The sequence below is a fragment of the Capnocytophaga canimorsus genome, from assembly GCF_002302565.1.
In the GTDB taxonomy this organism is placed as follows: Bacteria; Bacteroidota; Bacteroidia; order Flavobacteriales; family Flavobacteriaceae; genus Capnocytophaga; species Capnocytophaga canimorsus.
The window spans coordinates 66,911-87,530 of record NZ_CP022382.1 but is presented as its reverse complement, the minus strand read 5'-3'; the positions used below and the strand labels follow the sequence as shown (position 1 = coordinate 87,530).

Sequence of the window (20,620 nt, the reverse complement as noted above, 5' to 3'; positions counted from 1 at the left end):
ATTCATTTATTTGAACTTAAAAAGTTAGTAAAAAACGTAAATTTTCTGTAAATCAAGTTTGAAACCACATAGAAACATCAAAAAAAACTATGTTTCTATGTGGTTTCAATAAAAAAATATTATTTCGTACGTTTGACCTAGAAATTATAAAGCTCCTTCAATGATGTCGTTTATAATTTCAGGATTCAAAAGTGTTGAGGTATCGCCTAAATCAGCCGTATCGTGCATTGCAATTTTACGTAAAATACGTCGCATAATTTTTCCGCTTCGTGTACGAGGTAATCCGCTAACAATCTGTATTTTATCTAATTTTGCAATAGCACCAATTTTATCGGAAATAATCTGATTGATTTCTTTACGAACATTATCGTGAACGCGTCCTTCATCTTTTAAAATGATATACCCATAAAGTGCATTTCCTTTAACCTCGTGTGGGAAGCCAACAATTGCCGACTCGGACACAGCAGGATGCTCATTTATAGCATCTTCAATAGGGGCGGTACCCAAATTATGTCCCGAAACGATAATCACATCATCTACCCTTCCTGTGATTCGGTAATATCCTACTTCATCACGCAAAGCTCCGTCTCCAGTAAAATATTTACCCTCATAGGTTGAGAAATAGGTCTCTACATAACGATTATGGTCTCCGTAAATGGTACGTGCCATTCCAGGCCACGGGTGGGAAATACACAAATGTCCTTCGGAAGAATTCGCTGTAATTTCTTGATTATTTTCTCCCATAAGTACAGGAAAAATCCCTGGTAAGGGCAATGTTGCGTAGGTAGGTTTGGTGGGAGTAGCAAACGGAATAGGCGCTATCATAATTCCGCCTGTTTCGGTTTGCCACCAAGTATCGGCAATAGGGCACTTTTTCTTACCGATATGGTCGTTATACCAATGCCACGCTTCTTCGTTAATGGGTTCTCCTACCGAACCCAATATTTTAAGACTTGAGAGGTCGTATTTTTGAGTAAATTCTATAGATTGTTTTGCTAACGAACGTATTGCAGTTGGTGCAGTATAGAACTGTGTTACTTTATGTTTCTCAACGATTTGCCAATATCTTCCAAAATCAGGATATGATGGTGCGCCTTCAAAAATGACTGTAGTAGCTCCGTTGAGTAATGGTCCGTAAAGAATGTAACTATGCCCCGTAATCCAACCAATATCAGCGGTACACCAATGAATATCTCCAGATTTGTACTGGAATACATTATTAAAAGTGAACGCACTATACACCATATACCCCGCCGTAGTATGAACTATTCCTTTAGGTTTTCCCGTAGAACCCGAAGTGTATAAGATGAAAAGCATATCCTCAGCATCCATTTCTGTAGCAGGGCATTGTTCAGAGGCTTCTTGTAGCAAAGATTTCAACCAATAATCACGGTTAGGAAGCATTGAAACATCTGATTGTAAGTGGTCAACCACCAAAACGGATTCGACACAAACGTTATCTTTAAGTGCTTCATCTACAATTGACTTTAAATCAATGATTTTTTCTCCACGTGAAGCTCCATCGGAAGTAATAACCATTTTGCATTGAGCATCGTTTATTCGAGTAGCCAATGCCGTAGATGAAAAACCAGCAAAAACCACCGAATGCACCGCGCCAATACGTGCACAAGCAAGTACAGATACGGCAAGTTCGGGAATCATTGGCAGATAAATACATACACGGTCGCCTTTTTTTATTCCCTTGTCTTTGAGCACGTTTGCCATTTTATTGACTCGTTTTGACAACTCAGCATAGGTAATGTGTTGTGCCTGATCATCAGGATGATTAGGTTCCCAAATGATTGCTGTTTGTTGCCCCTTTTCACCCAAATGACGGTCAATACAATTTTCCGTGATATTTAATTTGGCACCTGAAAACCACTCCACGTGATGATTTTCTTTATCCCATTTGAAGGCTTGTTCCCAACGTCTTCTCCAAAAGAAGTTATTGGTTGCAACGGTCTCCCAAAAGTCGATAGGGTCGCTTTGAGAGATACGGTACACATCAATATACTTGGAAAGCGAATTGATGTTATAATATCGGTCTGCTAATATTTTGAGAGAATTTGCTGTTTGATTTCCGTCGGAAAAAGCTCCTATTTTTTTACGTTTGAATTTGTGAATCAATTCATCAAATACTTCAGGATTAGATATTGCCGAAGGAATTTCGTATTTTTTACCATTCAGCATACGACGAATGGAATCACGAAGCAAACGCCCTTCTTTACAACGAGGCAACCTTTTCACTTTCAACACCCTATCTATAAATCCAAGCGTATTAAAATCTTTCATTACGTGTTGTTTGATACTGTTTTCCATAGCCACCGAATCATAGAACTCAAACTCTGGATTAGGCACAACAACGGCTATTGGAACATTTCCTTTGCTTTCGTCTTCCAATCCTACAACAGCACATTCACAAACCATAGGATGCGCAATAATGACCTGCTCCAGCTCCACCGCCGAAATGTTTTTCCCTGCCACCAGAATCTGGTCAGTCACCTTTCCTGAAATATGGAAATATCCGTCTTTATCTACCGAACCAAAATACGAAGACGAGAAATAACCTGGGTATTGCGCCAAGAAATCTTGCTCGAACTGGTTTGGATTATTCCAATACGTTTGTACAAACCCTGGAGCAAGAGGGTAATCGTACGCCAATACTCCTTCTTGATCGTACGATAAAAGTTCTCCTTTCATATCAGAAAGTACCTGAATTTTGTATCCTGGAACTGCCCTACCAATATCAGATGTACTCACTTGATGATGCTCAAGTCCCATACAATTTGCAATAACGGGTACTCCAGCCTCAGACGGCAACCAAAGGTTGGTTATAGTGGCTTGAACTGACCTTTTAATATAATCGAATAAAGTAAGCTCAAAGCGCTCTCCGGTAAAAAACATATATTTTAGGCTGGAAATATCTCTAGATTGTGCCGCTTTACCTTTAGGGTCTCTATTTTTGATGTGGCGCATCACTGAAGGAGACAGCATAAAATGGCTTATTTTGTATTCTTCCACCAATCGCCATATTTCATCAGGAGGCATATTCTTAGAGCTTTCCCCCTCATATATCACCGTACAAGCCCCTAAAATAAGTGGTGCATATACGCTAAAATCACTACCAACAATAGTATCCAAATTAAAGGAAGTCATAAATACCGTTTCTCGGCTTACATCTAAAACATTACGCATAGAATAAGCTAAACTGACAGCAAACCCTCCAGTATCCCTAACCATCCCTCGAAGTACATTATCAGTATCAGTTACAAATACTACGGAAGAAGGATGCGATGAAGGAAGTATTCTACAGCCCATTGGAGTAGCCATTTTAACAAACTCGTGATAGTCTATATCATATTTCTGCACGGTTTGATATGCCCCCAATTTTCGATTAAACAACACCACGTGTTGCGGTTTAAATTTCGCTTTATCGATAGCCTTGTCAACTATAGGTTTATAAGATACAATCGCATCATTTTCAATACCCGATGAAGCCGTTATAATCACTTTTGGGCGTACGTGATTGATGTGTTTTTCCAAATCAGTGGCAGAAAGTCCTCCGTAAACAATTGCGTGAACCGCTCCAATACGCGTACAAGCCAACATACTAAAAATAGTTTGCGGAATCATCGGCATAAAAATCAAAACTACATCGCCTGAGGTAACTCCTAAGCTACTCAATCCGCCCGCCAAACGCTCCACTTCGCCTTTGGCTTCGTTGAACGTAAAGGTAACTTTTTGTTGATAAAGGAAGGAATCGTACACTAAGGCTACTTTATCTCCAAATCCCCGCTCAATATGTCTGTCCAAAGCTAAATAACATAAATTTGTCCTTCCGTCTTTGAACCATTTTTGTTGCCCGTTTTCTTGAAAAAGCCCAATGGTAGGGGCTTCGAACCAGCGGATATTCTCGGTTTGTTGCATCCAGAATGCCTCTGTGTTTTTCATACTTTCATTGTATTTCTCCTGATAACTCATAACCACAGTTTAAAATTGATTTGATAAAAGTACGATTTTTTCCGGAAAAAACAAGTTTGGACTCACTTTTTTTTAAGAAATATACTCTTTTTGTTATGAAAACTTAAACATAAAATTAACTCAAATAACCTACAAAACACACAATAGCCTGAGCAATAAACCGCACCAAAACGAAAAATAAGTGGATTTCTTATGGATTTATTTATAAATATTTCCTATTTTTGCGGTTGGCTTTTCTTCCTTGATATGAAGAAACAAAAAACAATAAGCAACGTTTAAAAATTAGCTACGCTTTAAATATAACTGATTATAATATACCATAATAATGAAACAAATTGATAAAAATGTGTACCTGAAATGGTATGAGGATATGCTTTTCTGGAGAAAGTTTGAAGATAAACTCGCCGCAGTGTACATTCAACAAAAAGTAAGAGGATTCTTGCACTTGTACAACGGGCAGGAAGCCATCGTGGCAGGGTGTATGCACGCCATTGACCCCACCAAAGACCGTATGATTACCGCGTATCGTAACCACGTGCACCCCATTGCTTTAGGGGTTGATCCGCGAAAAGTGATGGCGGAACTTTATGGTAAAGCAACTGGAACTTCACAAGGTTTAGGAGGCTCAATGCACATTTTCTCAAAAGAACATCATTTTTACGGCGGACACGGTATTGTTGGAGGACAAATTCCTTTAGGGGCTGGTTTAGCCTTCGCTGATAAATATTTTGGGAGAGATGGAGTAACCCTAACCTTTATGGGAGATGGCGCTACAAGACAAGGGTCATTGCACGAAACCTTCAACCTAGCGATGCTTTGGAAACTTCCCGTAGTTTTCATTATTGAAAATAATCATTATGCGATGGGAACTTCGGTAGAGCGTACGGCTAACCACCCTGACATCTGGAAACTTGGTTTAGGCTACGAAATGCCTTGCTCACCAGTAGATGGTATGAATCCGGTGGCTGTTGCTGAAGCAGTTTACGAAGCCGTAGAAAGAGCCCGACGAGGCGACGGACCTACACTGCTTGATATCAGAACGTATCGTTATCGTGGTCATTCTATGTCCGATGCCCAACACTATCGAACCAAAGAGGAGGTTGAAGAATACAAAAAAATCGACCCCATCACACAAGTGCTTGACGTGATTATCGAGAACAAATACGCCACTGATGAGGAAATTCAAACCATCGATGAAAGAGTGAAAAATTTGGTAGCAGAATGTGAAAAATTTGCAGAAGAATCTCCTTTCCCAAGCAAAAATGTGATGTATGATGTAGTTTACGAACAAGAAAATTATCCTTTTTTACCCCATAAATTATAATAAAAAATGGCAGAAATAATCAATATGCCACGTTTGAGCGACACTATGGAAGAAGGTGTTGTTGCAAAATGGCTCAAAAAAGTAGGTGATCATATTCAAGAAGGTGATATCCTTGCTGAAATTGAAACCGATAAAGCAACTATGGAGTTTGAATCTTTTTACTCTGGTACATTGCTTCATATTGGTTTACAAGAAGGAGAAACGGCAAAGGTAGATACGCTACTGGCTATTGTTGGTAAGGAAGGGGAAGACATCTCTGCTTTGATTGGTGGAGGTAGCTCCGCTCCAAAAACTGAAGAGACCAAATCAGAACCCGAAACAACTCCTGCACCTGTAGCGAATGTTGCAAAACCCGAAGGTGCAGAAATCGTTACTATGCCACGTTTGAGCGACACGATGACCGAAGGTACAGTTGCTACTTGGCTTAAAAAGGTGGGTGACGAGGTTTCGGAAGGCGATATTCTAGCAGAAATCGAAACCGACAAAGCCACAATGGAGTTTGAATCGTTCTATTCTGGAACTTTATTATACATAGGCATTGAAGAAGGGGGCTCTGCCCCAATTGATGCTGTTTTAGCAATCATCGGTAAAAAAGGTACTGATGTTGATGCTGTTTTGGCTCACGCAAAAGGAGGAAATACCCTTCAAGCACCAAAACCTACTGAAAATAAATCTGCTGAAAAAACAGAAGCAATAGCTAAGGAAACGCCTAAAACTTCAAATAACCAAAACGAGCGTATATTTGTATCGCCTTTGGCTAAAAAAATTGCAGAGGAAAAAGGTATTAACCTTTCAGAGGTACAAGGCAGTGGCGAAAATGGACGCATCATCAAAAAAGATGTTGAAAATTTTGTTCCGTCTGCAAAAACTTCGGCTTCAGCTCCAACACAATCCGCTAGTATGGTAACTACTTTTGGTGAGGAAAGCTCCGATGAGGTTAAAAATTCGCAAATGCGTAAAACCATTGCTAAACGCCTTTCCGAATCGAAATTTACAGCACCTCATTATTATCTTTCCATTGAAATTGATATGGAAAACGCTATTGCATCGCGTACACAAATCAATAATTTGCCAGAAACCAAAGTTTCTTTCAATGATTTGGTGCTGAAAGCGTGTGCTATGGCTTTGAAGAAGCATCCGCAGGTAAATACCTCCTGGAAGGGTGATGTAACCGTGTATAACAAACACATACATTTAGGAGTGGCTGTAGCTGTTGAAGATGGTTTAGTAGTACCTGTTTTGAAATTTGCCGACCAGCTCTCTTTAAGTCAAATCGGCGGACAAGTCAAAGATTTAGCAGGAAAAGCTCGTAATAAAAAACTAACTCCTGCTGAAATGGAGGGCAGTACATTTACCATTTCCAATTTGGGTATGTTTGGCATTGAAAGTTTTACCTCTATCATCAACCAGCCTAATTCGGCTATTCTTTCGGTAGGTGCTATTGTTGAAAAACCTGTGGTTAAAAACGGACAAATTGTTATCGGCAATACTATGAAACTCACTTTAGCTTGTGACCACAGAACGGTAGATGGAGCTACTGGCGCACAATTTTTACAAACGCTAAAAGCCTTTTTAGAAAATCCAGTAACTATGTTAGCTTAAAACCAAAAGCTAAACAGTTCAATAAAAATAGAAAAGCTGCTCTTTTTTGAGCAGCTTTTTGTTTACCAAAGTTTTCAAATCATTAAAATGCTTGCTTAGAAATGGTTGTAAAAGTATGATATCTTTAAAAAGAGGATATTCTTGTCAGACTGATCAAAGTCCGTGAAAACGGAGTATGTGAAGAAGCCCTACTATTATGAGGCTTCGACTACGATCAGCCTGACAACCCAAACCATCATCATACTTTTTATAACACGACCTAAAAATCTTTAAATAACTTCTCCTAAATTAAAAAGTATCAGGTCTTTTCTTTTGGAGAACTGCAGAAGCAACTAGTGAAACAATAAAGCCAAAAAACAACGAGCCTACAAAGCTAATGGCTGTAATTATCCAAGTTTGTGCAAACTTAGAACTAATCTTCTGTGCCATATCCATTTGTTCCTGAGTCATTTGAGGGTTAGCCTCCAATGTTTTTTGCATTTCGATTTCTAATATTTTTTGTGCAAAATCAGGCTCAATATAGTTCATAAATATGAAAGTATATACAGCGACAATCAATCCACCGATTACCGCTACTCCCATACCTACTTTCAGCCCTTCACCAAAAGCCATAAATCCTTCATTTTGTTTACGAAACGCTAACATCGCAAAAACAATACAAGCGATGATAACTCCGTAACCTAAAAATCCAGTTAATAAGGTTAAAACCGAACCAGGGTTATAAACCTCTCCCGTAAGGTAAGGAATAACTTGTAAAATTACCATACCCAAACCTAACAGACCTCCAAATTTAAGCATTATGCTTTTTGCATCTACTTTTGTTTCCATTTATTTTCCAAAATTATTAGTTAATACTTGTCAAAAATACACATTTTCTTATGAAAACCTAAATTTGAAAATAGAAATTTTAAGTTTTACACATAAAATTACGTTTAAGGTTAATTTATATAAAACTCCAATAGCATTTGCTTTGTTCTGAATGATTTAAAATGAAGTAAAGCAAATAAAGCCCTACATTAAACAACTAATCCACAACACTTTATTTATATTAAAAATTCTATTTTAAATAGTGATTAAAAATTTCCATATATTTTATCAAAAGTTATTTCACATCATAAGAATTATCATATTTTTTTATTATATTCGTAACTCAATAGGAATATCGTATGAATTTACTAGAAATAAAGGATATTAAGCGTGATTTTCGATTGGGAAACGAAGTATTACACGTACTAAAAGGCATCAATTTGACCATAAAAAAGGGAGAATATGTCGCTCTTATGGGACCCTCTGGTTCAGGAAAATCTACCTTGATGAATATTTTGGGCTGTTTAGATACTCCTACTTCGGGGAGTTACATTCTTAATGGAAAAGATGTTAGTAAAATGACGGATAATGAATTGGCAGACATCCGAAATCGCGAAATCGGCTTCGTTTTTCAAACCTTCAATCTTATGCCACGAACTACCGCTTTGGACAATGTTGCCTTACCGATGGTTTATGCGGGTTTTCCAAAGGAAGAACGACAAAAACGCTCCAAAGAAGTTTTAGAAATGGTAGGACTCTCCGACCGTATAGACCATAAACCCAACCAACTTTCAGGGGGGCAACGTCAGCGAGTAGCTGTAGCCCGAGCTTTAGTAAACCACCCCTCGATAATTTTGGCTGATGAGCCTACAGGAAACCTTGACTCAAAAACCTCGTATGAAATTATGAATTTGTTCGACGAAATTCATAACCGAGGTAATACCGTGATTTTAGTAACCCACGAGGAAGATATTGCCAACCACGCGCATCGCATCATCAGATTGCGTGACGGACTTATTGACAGCGACTTACATAAAAATAAATTTTAAATAAAATGTGGTTTTTATTGCTTTTGCCTATTGCTTTTCTATTAGTTTTATGGAACAATCGGAATAATCAACGTAAATTATACCGACGAAAAAAACGAAATTTTAAAGAGAATTATCAAGCCAAAAAAGAAGGAATTTCTCAAAAAAACATTAATTGATTTTCTTAAAATATCTTTAACTCAAAAAACTATGAAAAAATTATTGATTTCTTGCTTTGTTTTATTTATTGGAGGTCTTTATGCTCAAAATCAATCGATGACTTCAGGGGTTGCTCGTACGTCTGCCTGGACTTTTGGGGGAAATGTTGGAGTCAGCGGAGGAAATGGTGGATTAGGCATTTTTATATCTCCCAGAGTAGGTTACAAACTTACTCCTGATTTGGAAGCCACTGCAATTGCTAACTACACTTTCTTGAATAGTAGTAGCTATCGGAATTCTATGTTTGGTATTGGTCCTGCTATAAACTATTATTTGGGCAGATATGCTTATTTTCATTCTTCTTTTCAACATTATATGATTTCGCAATACCACAAAAACACACGTAAGACATTCAAAACGAATGAAGATGCGCTTTATATTGGAGGTGGATATATGCAAAACATCGGAGGTAATGCTTACCTGCAAGTAGGCGCCTCGTATAATGTACTCTACAAAAAAGACAAAAGTGCTTTCTCAGGAGGTTTTGTACCAAATATAGGCGTAGTTATCGGATTATAATTGATATTTTGTGAGATAAAAACAAAAAACAGCCTCACAAAGTGAGGCTGTTTCTTATCTGTGGGGAGAGCAGGATTCGAACCTGCGAAGACATAGTCAGCAGATTTACAGTCTGCCCTCGTTGGCCGCTTGAGTATCTCCCCAAAAGCGGTTGCAAATATACTACTTTTTTATTTAAAACAAAACAATTACCTAAAAAATAACAACAAAATTTTACATCTATCAAATTCAAAAAACTATATTTTTACTAATGATACTGTGGTTTGACCATTAAAAATCTGTATATTTGCCTTAGTTTGTCTTTTAGGCAGATTATATTCTAATGTTTTAATTTACAGAATTGTATGGATATATTACGTTTTTTAACTGCAGGAAGTGTTGATGATGGAAAAAGTACTCTCATCGGGAGACTTTTGTACGATAGCAAAAATATTTTAATTGACCAAATGGAAGCCCTTGAAAGAAGTTCCAAAAATCGTGATGATGGTAGTGTTGATTTAGCCCTTTTAACCGATGGACTACGTGCCGAACGCGAACAAGGTATTACCATTGATGTAGCTTACAAGTATTTTGCTACTCCAAGACGAAAATTCATTATCGCTGATGCTCCTGGACATATCCAATATACTCGAAATATGGTAACTGGCGCATCAAATGCTGATGTTATCATTATCCTTATCGATGCCAGAAATGGAGTTATTGAACAAACTCGAAGACATTCCATTATTGCTTCGCTACTGAATATTCCACACGTTTTAGTGGCTATCAATAAGATGGACTTAGTAGGATTCTCTAAAGAACGTTTCGAGGCTATTGTCTCCGACTATGAGAAAGTGGCTAATGCTCTCCAACTTAAAAATGTAGAGTTTATCCCCATTAGTGCTTTAGAGGGCGACAACATCGTAGAAAAATCTACCCGAATGAACTGGTACAAAGCCTGTCCTTTATTGGAACGCTTAGAAACTATGGAATTAGAAAGTACCGTAGATTTAACCCACGCACGTTTTCCCGTACAATTAGTGCTTCGCCCACAAACTGAAGAATATCACGACTATCGCGGATATGCTGGAAAAATTGAAAGTGGAATTTTCAAAAAAGGAGACCAAGTAAAAATTTACCCTTCAGGAATTTCGGCAACTATCTCGCAAATAGAAGTAAATAATCAGCAAGTCAATGAGGCTCACGCTCCGCAAAGTGCTGTATTGCATCTGAAAGAAGATATTGATGTAAGTCGCGGAGCTTTAATCGCTAAGGAAGATGATTCTCTAAAAGTTTCCAACGAAATGGAAGCTATCATTTGTTGGATGGATGAGCGTCCACTACACGCTGGCGGACGTTACCTACTACAACACAACACCAATGTAGTGAATGCTATCATTAAAGAAATTCAAGAACGTATTGATGTAAATACCCTTGAGAGACACTCCATTGAGGGAAGTGTAGGTTTAAATGAAGTCGTTTCTGTACGATTAAAAACTTCTGCTCCATTGGCTTACGATAGCTATAATAAGCTACGTGCTATGGGAGGTGCCATTCTTATCGACTCAACCAGTTATGTAACCGTGGGGGCTGTACTTTTAAAATAAATAGATTATGAAAATTGTTATTTCTCCTGCCAAATCGTTGGATATGGAAAGTAAAATTCCTACCGACAATTATTCTCAGCCTCAGTTTGAGAAAAAAACTCGTCAGATACAAACTCAGCTTAAAGAACTATCCCCTAAACAACTTACCCAACTAATGGGGATTTCTGAAAAACTCGCCGAGTTAAATTGGCAACGTAATCAAAATTTTCATCTGCCTTTTACTCCAGAAAATGCACGTCAGGCGGTTTATTCTTTTAGCGGAGAGGTCTATGTAGGGCTTGATGTTTATACCCTCAACCCCGAACACATCGGAAAAATGCAAAATTCACTGCGTATCCTTTCGGGGTTATACGGAGTTTTGAAACCTTTGGATTTAATTCAGGCTTATCGTTTAGAAATGGGCACAAAAATAGCCATCGGGAATGAAAAAGATTTATACGATTTTTGGAAAGAAGACCTCACTGCTGCTTTGAATAAAGAAATTGCCAAAGATGAGTTATTTATCAATCTGGCAAGTAACGAATATTTCAAAGCCATAGATACGCGTAAACTCAAGGCTACCATAATCACCCCCATATTTAAAGATTGGAAAGGAGATTCCTTAAAAACAATTAGTTTTTTTGCTAAAAAGGCACGCGGACTTATGGCTCGTTATCTGATAGAAAACCAAATTGATTCAATTGAAGATATAAAAGGATTTAACTACGAAGGATATCATTTCAGCCAAGAACATACCCTTAAGCCCAATGAACTTGTGTTTGTCCGATGAAATTAACTGATGATTGTATTACAAAAAGCTCTGCCTGATGATTTGCCTCTAATTTGGGAAATCATCCAACAAGCTATCCGCTCTCGAAAAGAAGAAGGAAGCACCCAATGGCAAGACGGATATCCGAACCTGAATACCATTGCCGCTGACATTGCCCAACAGTATGGATACGTTGTCTTACATAACCTCGAAATTATTGGTTATGTTGCTGTTATTTTTGATGTAGAACCTGCTTATGAAATACTGGAAGGGCATTGGCTTTCCCAAAAAGGTACACCTTATATGGTAGTGCATCGAATGGCAATCTCTATACGAGCTAAAGGTAAAGGTTTTGCACATCAAATATTACAAAAAGCTGAAATATTAGCAAAACAACGTGGTGTGAATAGTATAAAAATCGATACCAATTTCGATAATTACGCAATGCTTAAAGTACTTGAGAAGGCAAAGTACACCTATTGTGGCACCGTATATTTTAGAGGAACACCACGAATGGCTTTTGAAAAATTACTGATGACAGATTAAAAAAATTGTTGCTCCAAACGGATATTTTCAGAAGCAAATTGTCGCAAAATCTCAATATTTCCATTGGTTATCCATCGATGTTGTGGGTGTTTATTTTCCTTTTGAAGCAATTTATGTTGTGCCATTACGTTTCGAGTTTGTTTAGCTACAGCGTACCCCGAATCAATGATTTGAATATTTTTAGGTACTATCTGCCGGATTTGAGGTAACAAATACGGATAGTGAGTACAACCCAATACCAAATAATCTATTCCTTGTAGGAGCATCGGTTGTAGGTATTTTTGTAAAAGCCTAAATGTTTCTTCACTTTCTAATGCGCCAGATTCAATCAAAGAAACCAACCCCTCACCTACTTGTTCCACTAGTAAAATTCCGTTTTTTCGCACCGAATCGTTACTGGTTTTCATAAATAATTCGCTGGATAATGTTCCGCGAGTTGCTAACACTCCTACTCTTTTAGTGCGACTTTGTAAGGCAGCAGGTTTTATAGCAGGTTCTATCCCTATAAATGGTACGGTATATTTACTTCGTAAGTGAGCAATAGCATTGGTAGTTGCTGTATTACAAGCCACAACGATTATCTTCGAATTCTGCTCCAGCAAATATTCTGTATTTTTTTCGCTCAATGCAATAATTTGCTCCTTGCTTTTAATCCCATAAGGAGCATTGGCACTATCTGCCAAAAAGAGCGTATTTTCTAAAGGCATTAGGCTTGTGATTTCACGCCAAATGGTAGTCCCTCCTACCCCCGAGTCAAATAAACCTATCGGATTTTCAGTTATCATCATAACACAAAAATAAAAAAGTGTTCGCAGAAAACGAACACTTTTAATAACGATTTTATTTAATTTTTTATTAGAATCCTAATTCCTTTTTAACGCTAGAATACAAATCAATACCATTAGCAACAATTAGTCCTGAACCTAAGCTTGAGTTGAATACGTAGTTAACTCCTTGTGCTTTAGCAACTTTATCTACCGCATTTTTGATTTTATTCAAAATAGGCTCTACTAATTCCTCTTGTTTCTTTTGCAAATCTTGCTGAGCGGTTTGTTGCGCTTGACGGATGTTGTTTTCCATAGATTGAATTTCTTCTGATTTTTTCAAAAATTCAGCCTCTCTGGCTTTAAGTTGTTGTTCGCTTAGAGCAGCCGCCTCATTCTGATATGTTTGTGCCTTAGTTTGCAATTCTTTAATTGATGCTTGAATATCAGCTGTGTAGGTTTGCTCTAATTTTTTAAGTTGTGCCTCAGCAGCTTTCATTTCTGGCATTTCTTGCAAAAGTTTTTGCATATCAATATGAGCTACTTTGCTTTGAGCTGTTGCCATAGAAGTTGCTCCAAAAACAAGAGCAAACGCAATCATAATAGTTTTAATGTTTCTCATCATCTGTGTAAATTAAAGTGTTAATATAATCTTAGTTTGTTTATTTGTTTATTTTTTGTTCTTCCAATTTTTTCTTACGTTCTTCAGCTTCCTTTTTTTTCTGTTCGCGCTCTTGCAAACGTTGCTGACGTGCTGCCTCACGCTGTTTTTCACGTTCTTGTGCTCTTTGCTGACGCGCTTGTTCAATTTCAGCTTTACGTTGAGCCTTTTCATCAACCACTTCGAAATCGTAATTTTCTTTTAAAAGCTCTGCCATACTTTTATTCCTATCCTCAGCGCTTTCTTTTTTATTGATTACCCGAAGTATCAATCGGCTCAAATTGTGCTGATTATTTGAATACAACATTGAAACATCACTCTTTTCAAAGATAAAATCATATTTTTTGAGTTTACCTATTTCTTGTACTGCATTAAAAACTTGGTCTTGAATGGGTTTTGCTAACATAAATTTTTGCTTGACGTACTCGCCATTTTCTGCTCCAAATTTTTCTTGCTGATATACTCTCAAATTGTGTTCCAAAATAGCAATTTCCTGCTCCCTATCTTTTATGAGTTCTGGAGTTAGAAGCGGTTTTTCGGCTTCCAATTTGTTTTTCTCGGCTTCAATTTTAGTTTTTCTCTTTTCAATTTCAGCCTCCCATTGCTCAACTTGCTGGGCAAACTGGGCACTGGCTATTTTGTACTCTTCTACGTTTTCTAAAATGAAATCCATATCCACGTAACCGATTCGCATATTCTTTTGAGCGAACAAACCAGTGGTTGCCAAAAGCAAAAATACAACGCTATGTATGACTTGTTTTTTCATTTCAAAAGTGATTAAGAAAATATCGTGCCAAAATTAAAATTGTTGTCCAAAAATAAAGTGTGTTTGCCATCCGCTGGGTCCGATACGCCCAACTTGATTATCGAAACCATACCCAAAATCAATTCCGAGCATACCAAACTGAGGCATAAAAATACGCAATCCTAATCCTGCCGAACGCTTCAATTCAAAGGGATTAAACTTAGAAAAACCTGTGTAGGCATTTCCTCCTTCAGCAAAAACCAAGCCGTAAATGGAAGCCATCGGTTTCAAAGTGATAGGATAGCGCAATTCGAGTGAAAATTTATTAAACACAGCATCTCCGTCATCAGAGGTAGATAATGACTGGTTTTCATAACCTCGTAATTGTATGTTTTCACGTCCGTCTAAGGCATAATACCCAAGTCCGTCTCCTCCCATAAAGAATCTTTCAAAAGGGATTACGCCCCTGTCTTTATTATAAGCCCCTAAGTATCCGAAATCTGCCCCTGTTTTCAACACCAATTTATCAATGATATTGGTGTACCAAACTCCACTGGCTTTGATTTTGAAAAATTCCAACCAACGAAAACGTTCTTGGTCAATTTCTCGAATTTGAGTAGTGTTATTTTCGGCTTGTGCCTTACTTCTTTGCTCCATCAAATCGTTGTAATCCACTTTATTAAACAGCGAATATGGCGGAGTCAGTTTAGCACTTACGCTAAAATTACTTCCCGTCATTGGGAAAATAGGATTCGGACCGCTAGAGTTTCTGGAAAGTCCTATGGTATAAGCCAAAGAGTTAGAATTTCCATCTCCAAAGGTAAACAACCCTGTATTATAATAATTTTTCAAGTTATAATGCTGGAAACTAAGTGTATGTGAAATCTGAAAATAATCATCAGGAACGCGCAAACGCTTGGCAAGACCTACCATTACCCCGTGAATAATGAATTTTTTTCCTCGGTCAACATCGTAAGAATAAGCACTATACCCGTATTGCTCTGTTCTTGACAGCGATGCTGAAAATTGCACAGGTTGTTTGCCTCCTAACCAAGGTTCAGAGAAAGAAAAACTATATGTGTTGTAAAAACGACTCGCTTGTAAACGCAATGCTAGACTTTGTCCATCTCCCATAGGTACAGGGGTGTATGCTTTTTTGTTAAAAAGATTACGAATGGAGAAATTATTAAACGAAAGCCCCAAAGTACCAATAAAACTTCCTCCACCATAACCTCCTTGCAATTCAATTTGGCTGGAACCAGACTCTGTCACATTGTATTCAATATCAACTGTTCCCGCATTAGGGTCAGCATTTTTAAAGTCAGGGCTGATATTTTGAGCATCAAAAATTCCCATTTGGCTAAGCTCACGAACAGTACGCACCACGGCATCTTTGGTGTACAAATAACCTGGGCGAGTTCGAATATCCCGATACAGCACGTGGTCATTAGTTCTTTCGTTACCCACCACCGAAATTTTGTTATAGTAAGCAGGTTTACCCTCTATTATTCGTATCTCAAAATTGATGGTATCGTTTACCACTGAAGTTTCCACTGGATGAATTTGTGAGAATAGATAACCACTATTTTGATATAAGTTAGCAATATCGTCAGAATCGGGTTTGGAATTATCTTGTACACGCTTTTTGAGCAGTACCCCATTGTAAACATCACCTTTTTTAATCCCTAATATTTGGTGTAAAATACGATCATTATATACTGAATTTCCTAAAAATCGGATATCTCCAAAATAATAGCGATCCCCTTCAGCCAATTTAATTTTCAAATTAACATCTCCATTATCAGCATACATTAGTGTATCACTAATTACTCTAGCATCACGATACCCATTTTCTTTGTAAAAATCAATTAGCGAAACTAAATCTTCACTATACTGATTAGCGACATATTTAGAGCGTTTCCAAAATCGCCCAAGAGTACGTTGCTTTGTCTTTTTAAGTTTACGACGTAATTTGGCATCAGAAAATTTTTCATTGCCTTCAAAAGCAATATTTCCTATCTTAACTTTGTCACCTCTATCAATGTGTATCAGCATTTTAACTCCGTTAGCATCAGTAGTATCTACTTTGGTATCGATGGTAACTTTGGTATTCAAATACCCTTCTTTTTTGTATTTGTTGGTGATGTAATATTTGGTATTGGAAATAAAACTTTCATTGACTTTAGCACCTTTCTTAAGCTCAGCATCTTTAATGATGGTCTCTCCTTTTTTGCTACGCACTCCAGTGATGGTTACATCAGTCAGTGAAGGAATTTCCTTGATAGCTAACTCCAAAAACACGGTATTTCCTTCAATACGCTGTATGTAGATATTGATGTCACTAAAAAGTTTATATCCCCATAATTTTTGGATTATACTACTAAATTTTTCTCCAGGGATAATAATTTGGTCGCCTACTTTAAGCCCTGAAGTAGTTAAGATGGTTTGTTCGTTATATCGTTTGGCTCCAGTAACTTCAATACCGCCAATAACGTATTTTTTTCCATCTTCCAATGACAATCTTTCTTCTTGTGCACTTACAATTCCTACAAAACTAAGTAGTATTACAGACAAAAATTTCTTCAATGACATAATTTTATTTGAGTTGTTCACTTGTTTTTCCAAATCTTCTCTCTCTTTTTTGATAATCTAATACGGCTTGATGTAAATGTTCTTTAGTAAAATCAGGCCAAAGTACATCAGTGAAATACAATTCGGCATAGGCAATCTGCCAAAGCAAAAAATTACTGATGCGACACTCTCCACTGGTTCGTATGAGCAAATCCACATCGGGCAAATCAAAAGTGTAAAGGTATCTATTTACGAGGGATTCATCAATACTTTCTGCTGTTATTTTACGATTATTAACATCAGAAACCATATTTTTTACAGCACGAACAAGCTCTTCACGAGCTCCGTATCCTAAAGCCAACGTAACTACGGTTCCAGTATTATTTTTTAATTTCTCAATAGTTCCGAACAAAACCTCAGCCACTTTTTGAGGCAAACGCTGTAGATCACCTATGGCATTGAGACGGATATTATGTTCGGCAAGTAAATCGTATTTCTTTTTAAGAAACTTGACCAAAAGCTCCATTAAGGTTTTGACTTCGTGCTTAGGGCGATTCCAATTTTCGGTTGAAAAGGCATAAAGAGTAACGTATTTTATTTGATTTTCAACACAATATTCTATGGTCTGTTCTACCGATTTTGCTCCGTTCTCGTGCCCCAAAACACGAAGCATTCCTTGTTTTTTAGCCCAACGACCATTACCGTCCATAATTACGGCAAGATGATTGGGGAATTTTATCGGTTCTATATAATTGTTCATTTTTCTTTCTCTTATTTGCAATAACAAGGATCTTCTCCAAAGGTATAAGTGAGGGTTAACCCAGCAAAAGTATATTTATCATAGGTACTTTTGTTTCCAAAAGAAAATCGGGTAGTATCTTTAGGAAAGCTTCCATCAAGGTCATTTACAAAAGTGAACCGCGTACCCACCTCAAGGGCTATTACCCAGCGCATCCCTACCTTTGCTTTAATACCCGCAATAACTGGAATGGAAAAACTCCCTCTTCTTTTAGAGGTTACCACCGCTTGAAGCGATTTGTACGAAAAGGTCGTATCATAAAACAAATCGTCATACCAAAAATAATTAATCCCCGAAAACAAGTAGGGTGTGATGGGTCTGTCCAAAAGTTTATCCATACTGAAAGAATAAAAATTATATTCGAAACCACCCATAAGTTCGGTTATCCGATTTTCAAAACGAAAACCTCTCATTTGTCTTCCTATCACATCTGACTGCTTGTCATTACCCAATAAAGTAGTTTTTATAAGCTGCGCCCGAAGCGAAAATCTATCGTGTAAATTCCACTTATATAAGCCTCCTATAGCCAATTTACTGGGATAAACGTATGCGCCTCTACCAACATCTGCAATAGGATTACTACCTCCTAAAAACACCCCTATCTCGTGATTTTGTGCCTTTAAAAGTGAGGTTCCTAAACTAAGAAACAAAATGTACACTAATACTTTCTGCATTCTACTACCTAATGATAAAGTGCAAATATATAAGATTTATACAAACCTACATTATATTTTTTATATTATAAAGTATCTTTTGTTTTTATAAGAGGTCATTCGATAAAAACAAATGCTTGAAAATGACCTTCAACACAAAGATAATAAGATATATACAAAAAATATAGTACTATTTTCAAAAAATCATATTACATAATTTGGTTAAAGAAAAATCATCTAAATTAAAGTATATATCATCTGAAAATTATCGTCATTATACAGCAAAGTTTGTTAGTGAAGAAATTTCATAAAAATACGTATCTTATTTTAATGTTTTCAAGTAAGATAAATTTTATTAAAAACAAAGTGAGTCCGATGTTACATCGGACTCACTTGTCATAAAATTTCATTTAAATTTATGCTATTATTCGTAAGTTTATATGAAACCCAATCATTATATGTGATAAAATCTAGTATTATGAAATGGATTATAATTCATTTTGTTGACAAAGCGGATTTCCTTTTATTTCACCATAAGGTATGGCAAATTGCCAATACTTGCTATCTGGCGATGTCGGAATATTTTGAACAAATTCTCCTGAATTTCGATTAATTGCTGTTTGCTTCCTAGAACCTCGTAAATAGCGTGTTATGTTCTTTGAATTTACTCTATTATGCACTTCTTTTAATCGTTTCATATCGAAGAATCTTTGTCCCTCCAACCATAAATCGATACGTTTATTACGCATTACCTCATTTATCAAAGCATCACCTGTTGCAACCGTATTGTAATCAGGATCTCTTGTTATCATTATTTTATTGAGGGTTTCTCTTGCTTGAGCTTCTTTAGACTGACGTGCCTCTGCTTCTGCCTTAATGTAATACATTTCTGCTAAACGCATAACAACCACATCTCCTCTACTATCTGTTGCCGAAAGAGCTTTAAACTTTATTGATTGACCTGTAATTTCCCAATTAGGATTACTTACACCACCCCTAAAATATAAATCATAGGCATCCGAAGGTATTTTATCTCCTCTATCCAAGCAAACCCACCATTTACGACGTACATCATTTTCTCCCATATCATCATAAATATCTCTATTTATGGCAATTCTTAAACTTCTTATCCTTGAAGAATTAAAGTTATACGAATAGTGAGCAAAAAAACCATTGTAGTAAAAATTTTGGTCTGCGCCTTGCTTATAAGCCCACATCCACTCGGTAGCATTAATATCATTAAAACCATTCAATAATGATTTACCTGTTTGTAAAGAAGCACCCGATTTTTCAATAGCCAAACTTGCATATTTTTCGGCTTCCTCCCAATTTTCTTTACTCAAAGCTATCCTGGCTGCGATACCACAAACAGTCGCATAGCGCAAATCATTCTTTTTACCGCTATTAGGTACATCTTTTAAATACTCTAAGGCTTTTGTCATATCTGCCTGAATGTAATCATAAACCTCTGCCACGGTTGAGCGTGGTAAATGATCTTCTAACTTATCAGGTGTTCTGATGATAACTCCTAATTGATCATTAGCTCCCCCTTTTTGGTAACGCTTACCAAAAAGTTGAACTAAATTATGGTAAGCCCAAGCACGAAATGCATATCCTTGACCTAAAAAATTTGCTTTTGTCTCTGGTGAAAGACCACTTAAGTTCTCAATCCCATTAAGCAATTTATTAGCGTGTTGAATGATGGTATAATAATAATCCCAAGCTTTGTAGTTTATATGACTGTCATTGCTTGCCGTCATACTGCCTGTATATCTATATTGCTCCATATAAAAAGCAGGAAGTGTATTAATTACATCGTCCCCCATAATATCTAGTTGCACAGCCATCGAGGGTTGTCCAAGACCGAAACCTTGTCCGAAATTATAGGTATAAACCATACTATGCAAACCTTGCAAAATAGCCCCTACTCCTTGTTCTGTTTGTTCTGCTTGTTTTTGACCTATAGAGCTCGAAGGACTAGTTTCTAAAAAATCCTTAGAGCAACTCATTGTAAAAACAACGACTAACAACATTATTATTTTAACTATATTTTTCATCTTTATTTGT

16 protein-coding genes and 1 tRNA gene are annotated in these 20,620 nt (G+C 37.0%); 7 read left to right on the top strand and 10 right to left on the bottom strand.

Going from position 1 to position 20,620, the window contains the following annotated elements; all coding sequences use genetic code 11:
• Positions 1–144: 144 nt before the first annotated feature.
• Positions 145–3,951: an acetate--CoA ligase gene (gene acs, locus CGC47_RS00375; protein ID WP_449384844.1), complete on the bottom strand. Its 3,807-nt coding sequence runs from the start codon at positions 3,949–3,951 to the stop codon at positions 145–147.
• Between the two features lie 355 nt (positions 3,952–4,306).
• Between acs and pdhA the strand changes: the two genes are divergently transcribed.
• Both pdhA and CGC47_RS00365 read left to right on the top strand, forming a co-directional pair.
• Positions 4,307–5,305 carry a pyruvate dehydrogenase (acetyl-transferring) E1 component subunit alpha gene (pdhA, locus tag CGC47_RS00370; protein WP_013997028.1) on the top strand — a complete coding sequence of 333 codons (999 nt, stop codon included), beginning with the start codon at positions 4,307–4,309 and terminating at the stop codon, positions 5,303–5,305.
• Between the two features lie 6 nt (positions 5,306–5,311).
• Positions 5,312–6,907 (top strand): pyruvate dehydrogenase complex dihydrolipoamide acetyltransferase, encoded by a 1,596-nt coding sequence (locus CGC47_RS00365; RefSeq protein WP_041998718.1) that lies wholly within the window; start codon positions 5,312–5,314, stop codon positions 6,905–6,907.
• 288 nt (positions 6,908–7,195) lie between these two features.
• Here CGC47_RS00365 and CGC47_RS00360 read toward each other — a convergent pair whose 3' ends face one another.
• A complete protein-coding gene (locus CGC47_RS00360) occupies positions 7,196–7,735 on the bottom strand; it encodes a DUF4199 domain-containing protein (protein ID WP_013997026.1) in 540 nt (179 codons plus the stop codon).
• A 338-nt stretch (positions 7,736–8,073) separates the two neighbouring features.
• Between CGC47_RS00360 and CGC47_RS00355 the strand changes: the two genes are divergently transcribed.
• Positions 8,074–8,763: an ABC transporter ATP-binding protein gene (locus CGC47_RS00355; RefSeq protein WP_013997024.1), complete on the top strand. Its 690-nt coding sequence runs from the start codon at positions 8,074–8,076 to the stop codon at positions 8,761–8,763.
• A gap of 189 nt (positions 8,764–8,952) precedes the next feature.
• On the top strand, positions 8,953–9,480 hold the full coding sequence (locus CGC47_RS00350) for a hypothetical protein (protein WP_041998924.1): 528 nt from the start codon (positions 8,953–8,955) through the stop codon (positions 9,478–9,480).
• Positions 9,481–9,541: 61 nt separating this feature from the next.
• On the opposite strand, the gene CGC47_RS00345 is transcribed toward CGC47_RS00350, so the two are convergent.
• Positions 9,542–9,623, bottom strand: a tRNA-Tyr gene (locus CGC47_RS00345).
• Between the two features lie 201 nt (positions 9,624–9,824).
• On the opposite strand from CGC47_RS00345, the gene CGC47_RS00340 reads away from it, so the two are divergent.
• From CGC47_RS00340 to CGC47_RS00330, 3 genes are read left to right on the top strand one after another with little or no spacing between them, the layout of a single operon-like run.
• On the top strand, positions 9,825–11,066 hold the full coding sequence (locus CGC47_RS00340; RefSeq protein ID WP_041998927.1) for a sulfate adenylyltransferase subunit 1: 1,242 nt from the start codon (positions 9,825–9,827) through the stop codon (positions 11,064–11,066).
• Between the two features lie 7 nt (positions 11,067–11,073).
• Positions 11,074–11,835 carry a peroxide stress protein YaaA gene (yaaA, locus tag CGC47_RS00335; RefSeq protein WP_041998930.1) on the top strand — a complete coding sequence of 254 codons (762 nt, stop codon included), beginning with the start codon at positions 11,074–11,076 and terminating at the stop codon, positions 11,833–11,835.
• A gap of 9 nt (positions 11,836–11,844) precedes the next feature.
• Complete coding sequence (locus tag CGC47_RS00330) at positions 11,845–12,360, top strand: GNAT family N-acetyltransferase (RefSeq protein WP_041998933.1); 516 nt, start codon at positions 11,845–11,847, stop codon at positions 12,358–12,360.
• On the opposite strand, the gene murI is transcribed toward CGC47_RS00330, so the two are convergent.
• The 7 genes from murI to CGC47_RS00295 all read right to left on the bottom strand — a co-directional run bounded on the left by murI (position 12,357) and on the right by CGC47_RS00295 (position 20,610).
• Positions 12,357–13,148: a glutamate racemase gene (gene murI / locus CGC47_RS00325; protein WP_013997018.1), complete on the bottom strand. Its 792-nt coding sequence runs from the start codon at positions 13,146–13,148 to the stop codon at positions 12,357–12,359. The genes CGC47_RS00330 and murI overlap by 4 nt on opposite strands.
• Before the next feature lie 67 nt (positions 13,149–13,215).
• A complete protein-coding gene (locus CGC47_RS00320) occupies positions 13,216–13,749 on the bottom strand; it encodes an OmpH family outer membrane protein (RefSeq protein WP_013997017.1) in 534 nt (177 codons plus the stop codon).
• 37 nt (positions 13,750–13,786) lie between these two features.
• Entirely contained in the window at positions 13,787–14,551 is a 765-nt protein-coding gene (locus tag CGC47_RS00315) for an OmpH family outer membrane protein (RefSeq protein WP_013997016.1), read from the bottom strand.
• 33 nt (positions 14,552–14,584) lie between these two features.
• Positions 14,585–17,122: an outer membrane protein assembly factor BamA gene (gene bamA / locus CGC47_RS00310; RefSeq protein ID WP_041998937.1), complete on the bottom strand. Its 2,538-nt coding sequence runs from the start codon at positions 17,120–17,122 to the stop codon at positions 14,585–14,587.
• 4 nt (positions 17,123–17,126) lie between these two features.
• Entirely contained in the window at positions 17,127–17,849 is a 723-nt protein-coding gene (locus CGC47_RS00305) for an isoprenyl transferase (RefSeq protein WP_041913810.1), read from the bottom strand.
• 23 nt (positions 17,850–17,872) lie between these two features.
• Entirely contained in the window at positions 17,873–18,574 is a 702-nt protein-coding gene (porG, locus tag CGC47_RS00300) for a type IX secretion system protein PorG (RefSeq protein WP_041998940.1), read from the bottom strand.
• A 467-nt stretch (positions 18,575–19,041) separates the two neighbouring features.
• Positions 19,042–20,610 (bottom strand): RagB/SusD family nutrient uptake outer membrane protein, encoded by a 1,569-nt coding sequence (locus CGC47_RS00295; protein ID WP_041998942.1) that lies wholly within the window; start codon positions 20,608–20,610, stop codon positions 19,042–19,044.
• Positions 20,611–20,620: the final 10 nt, after the last annotated feature.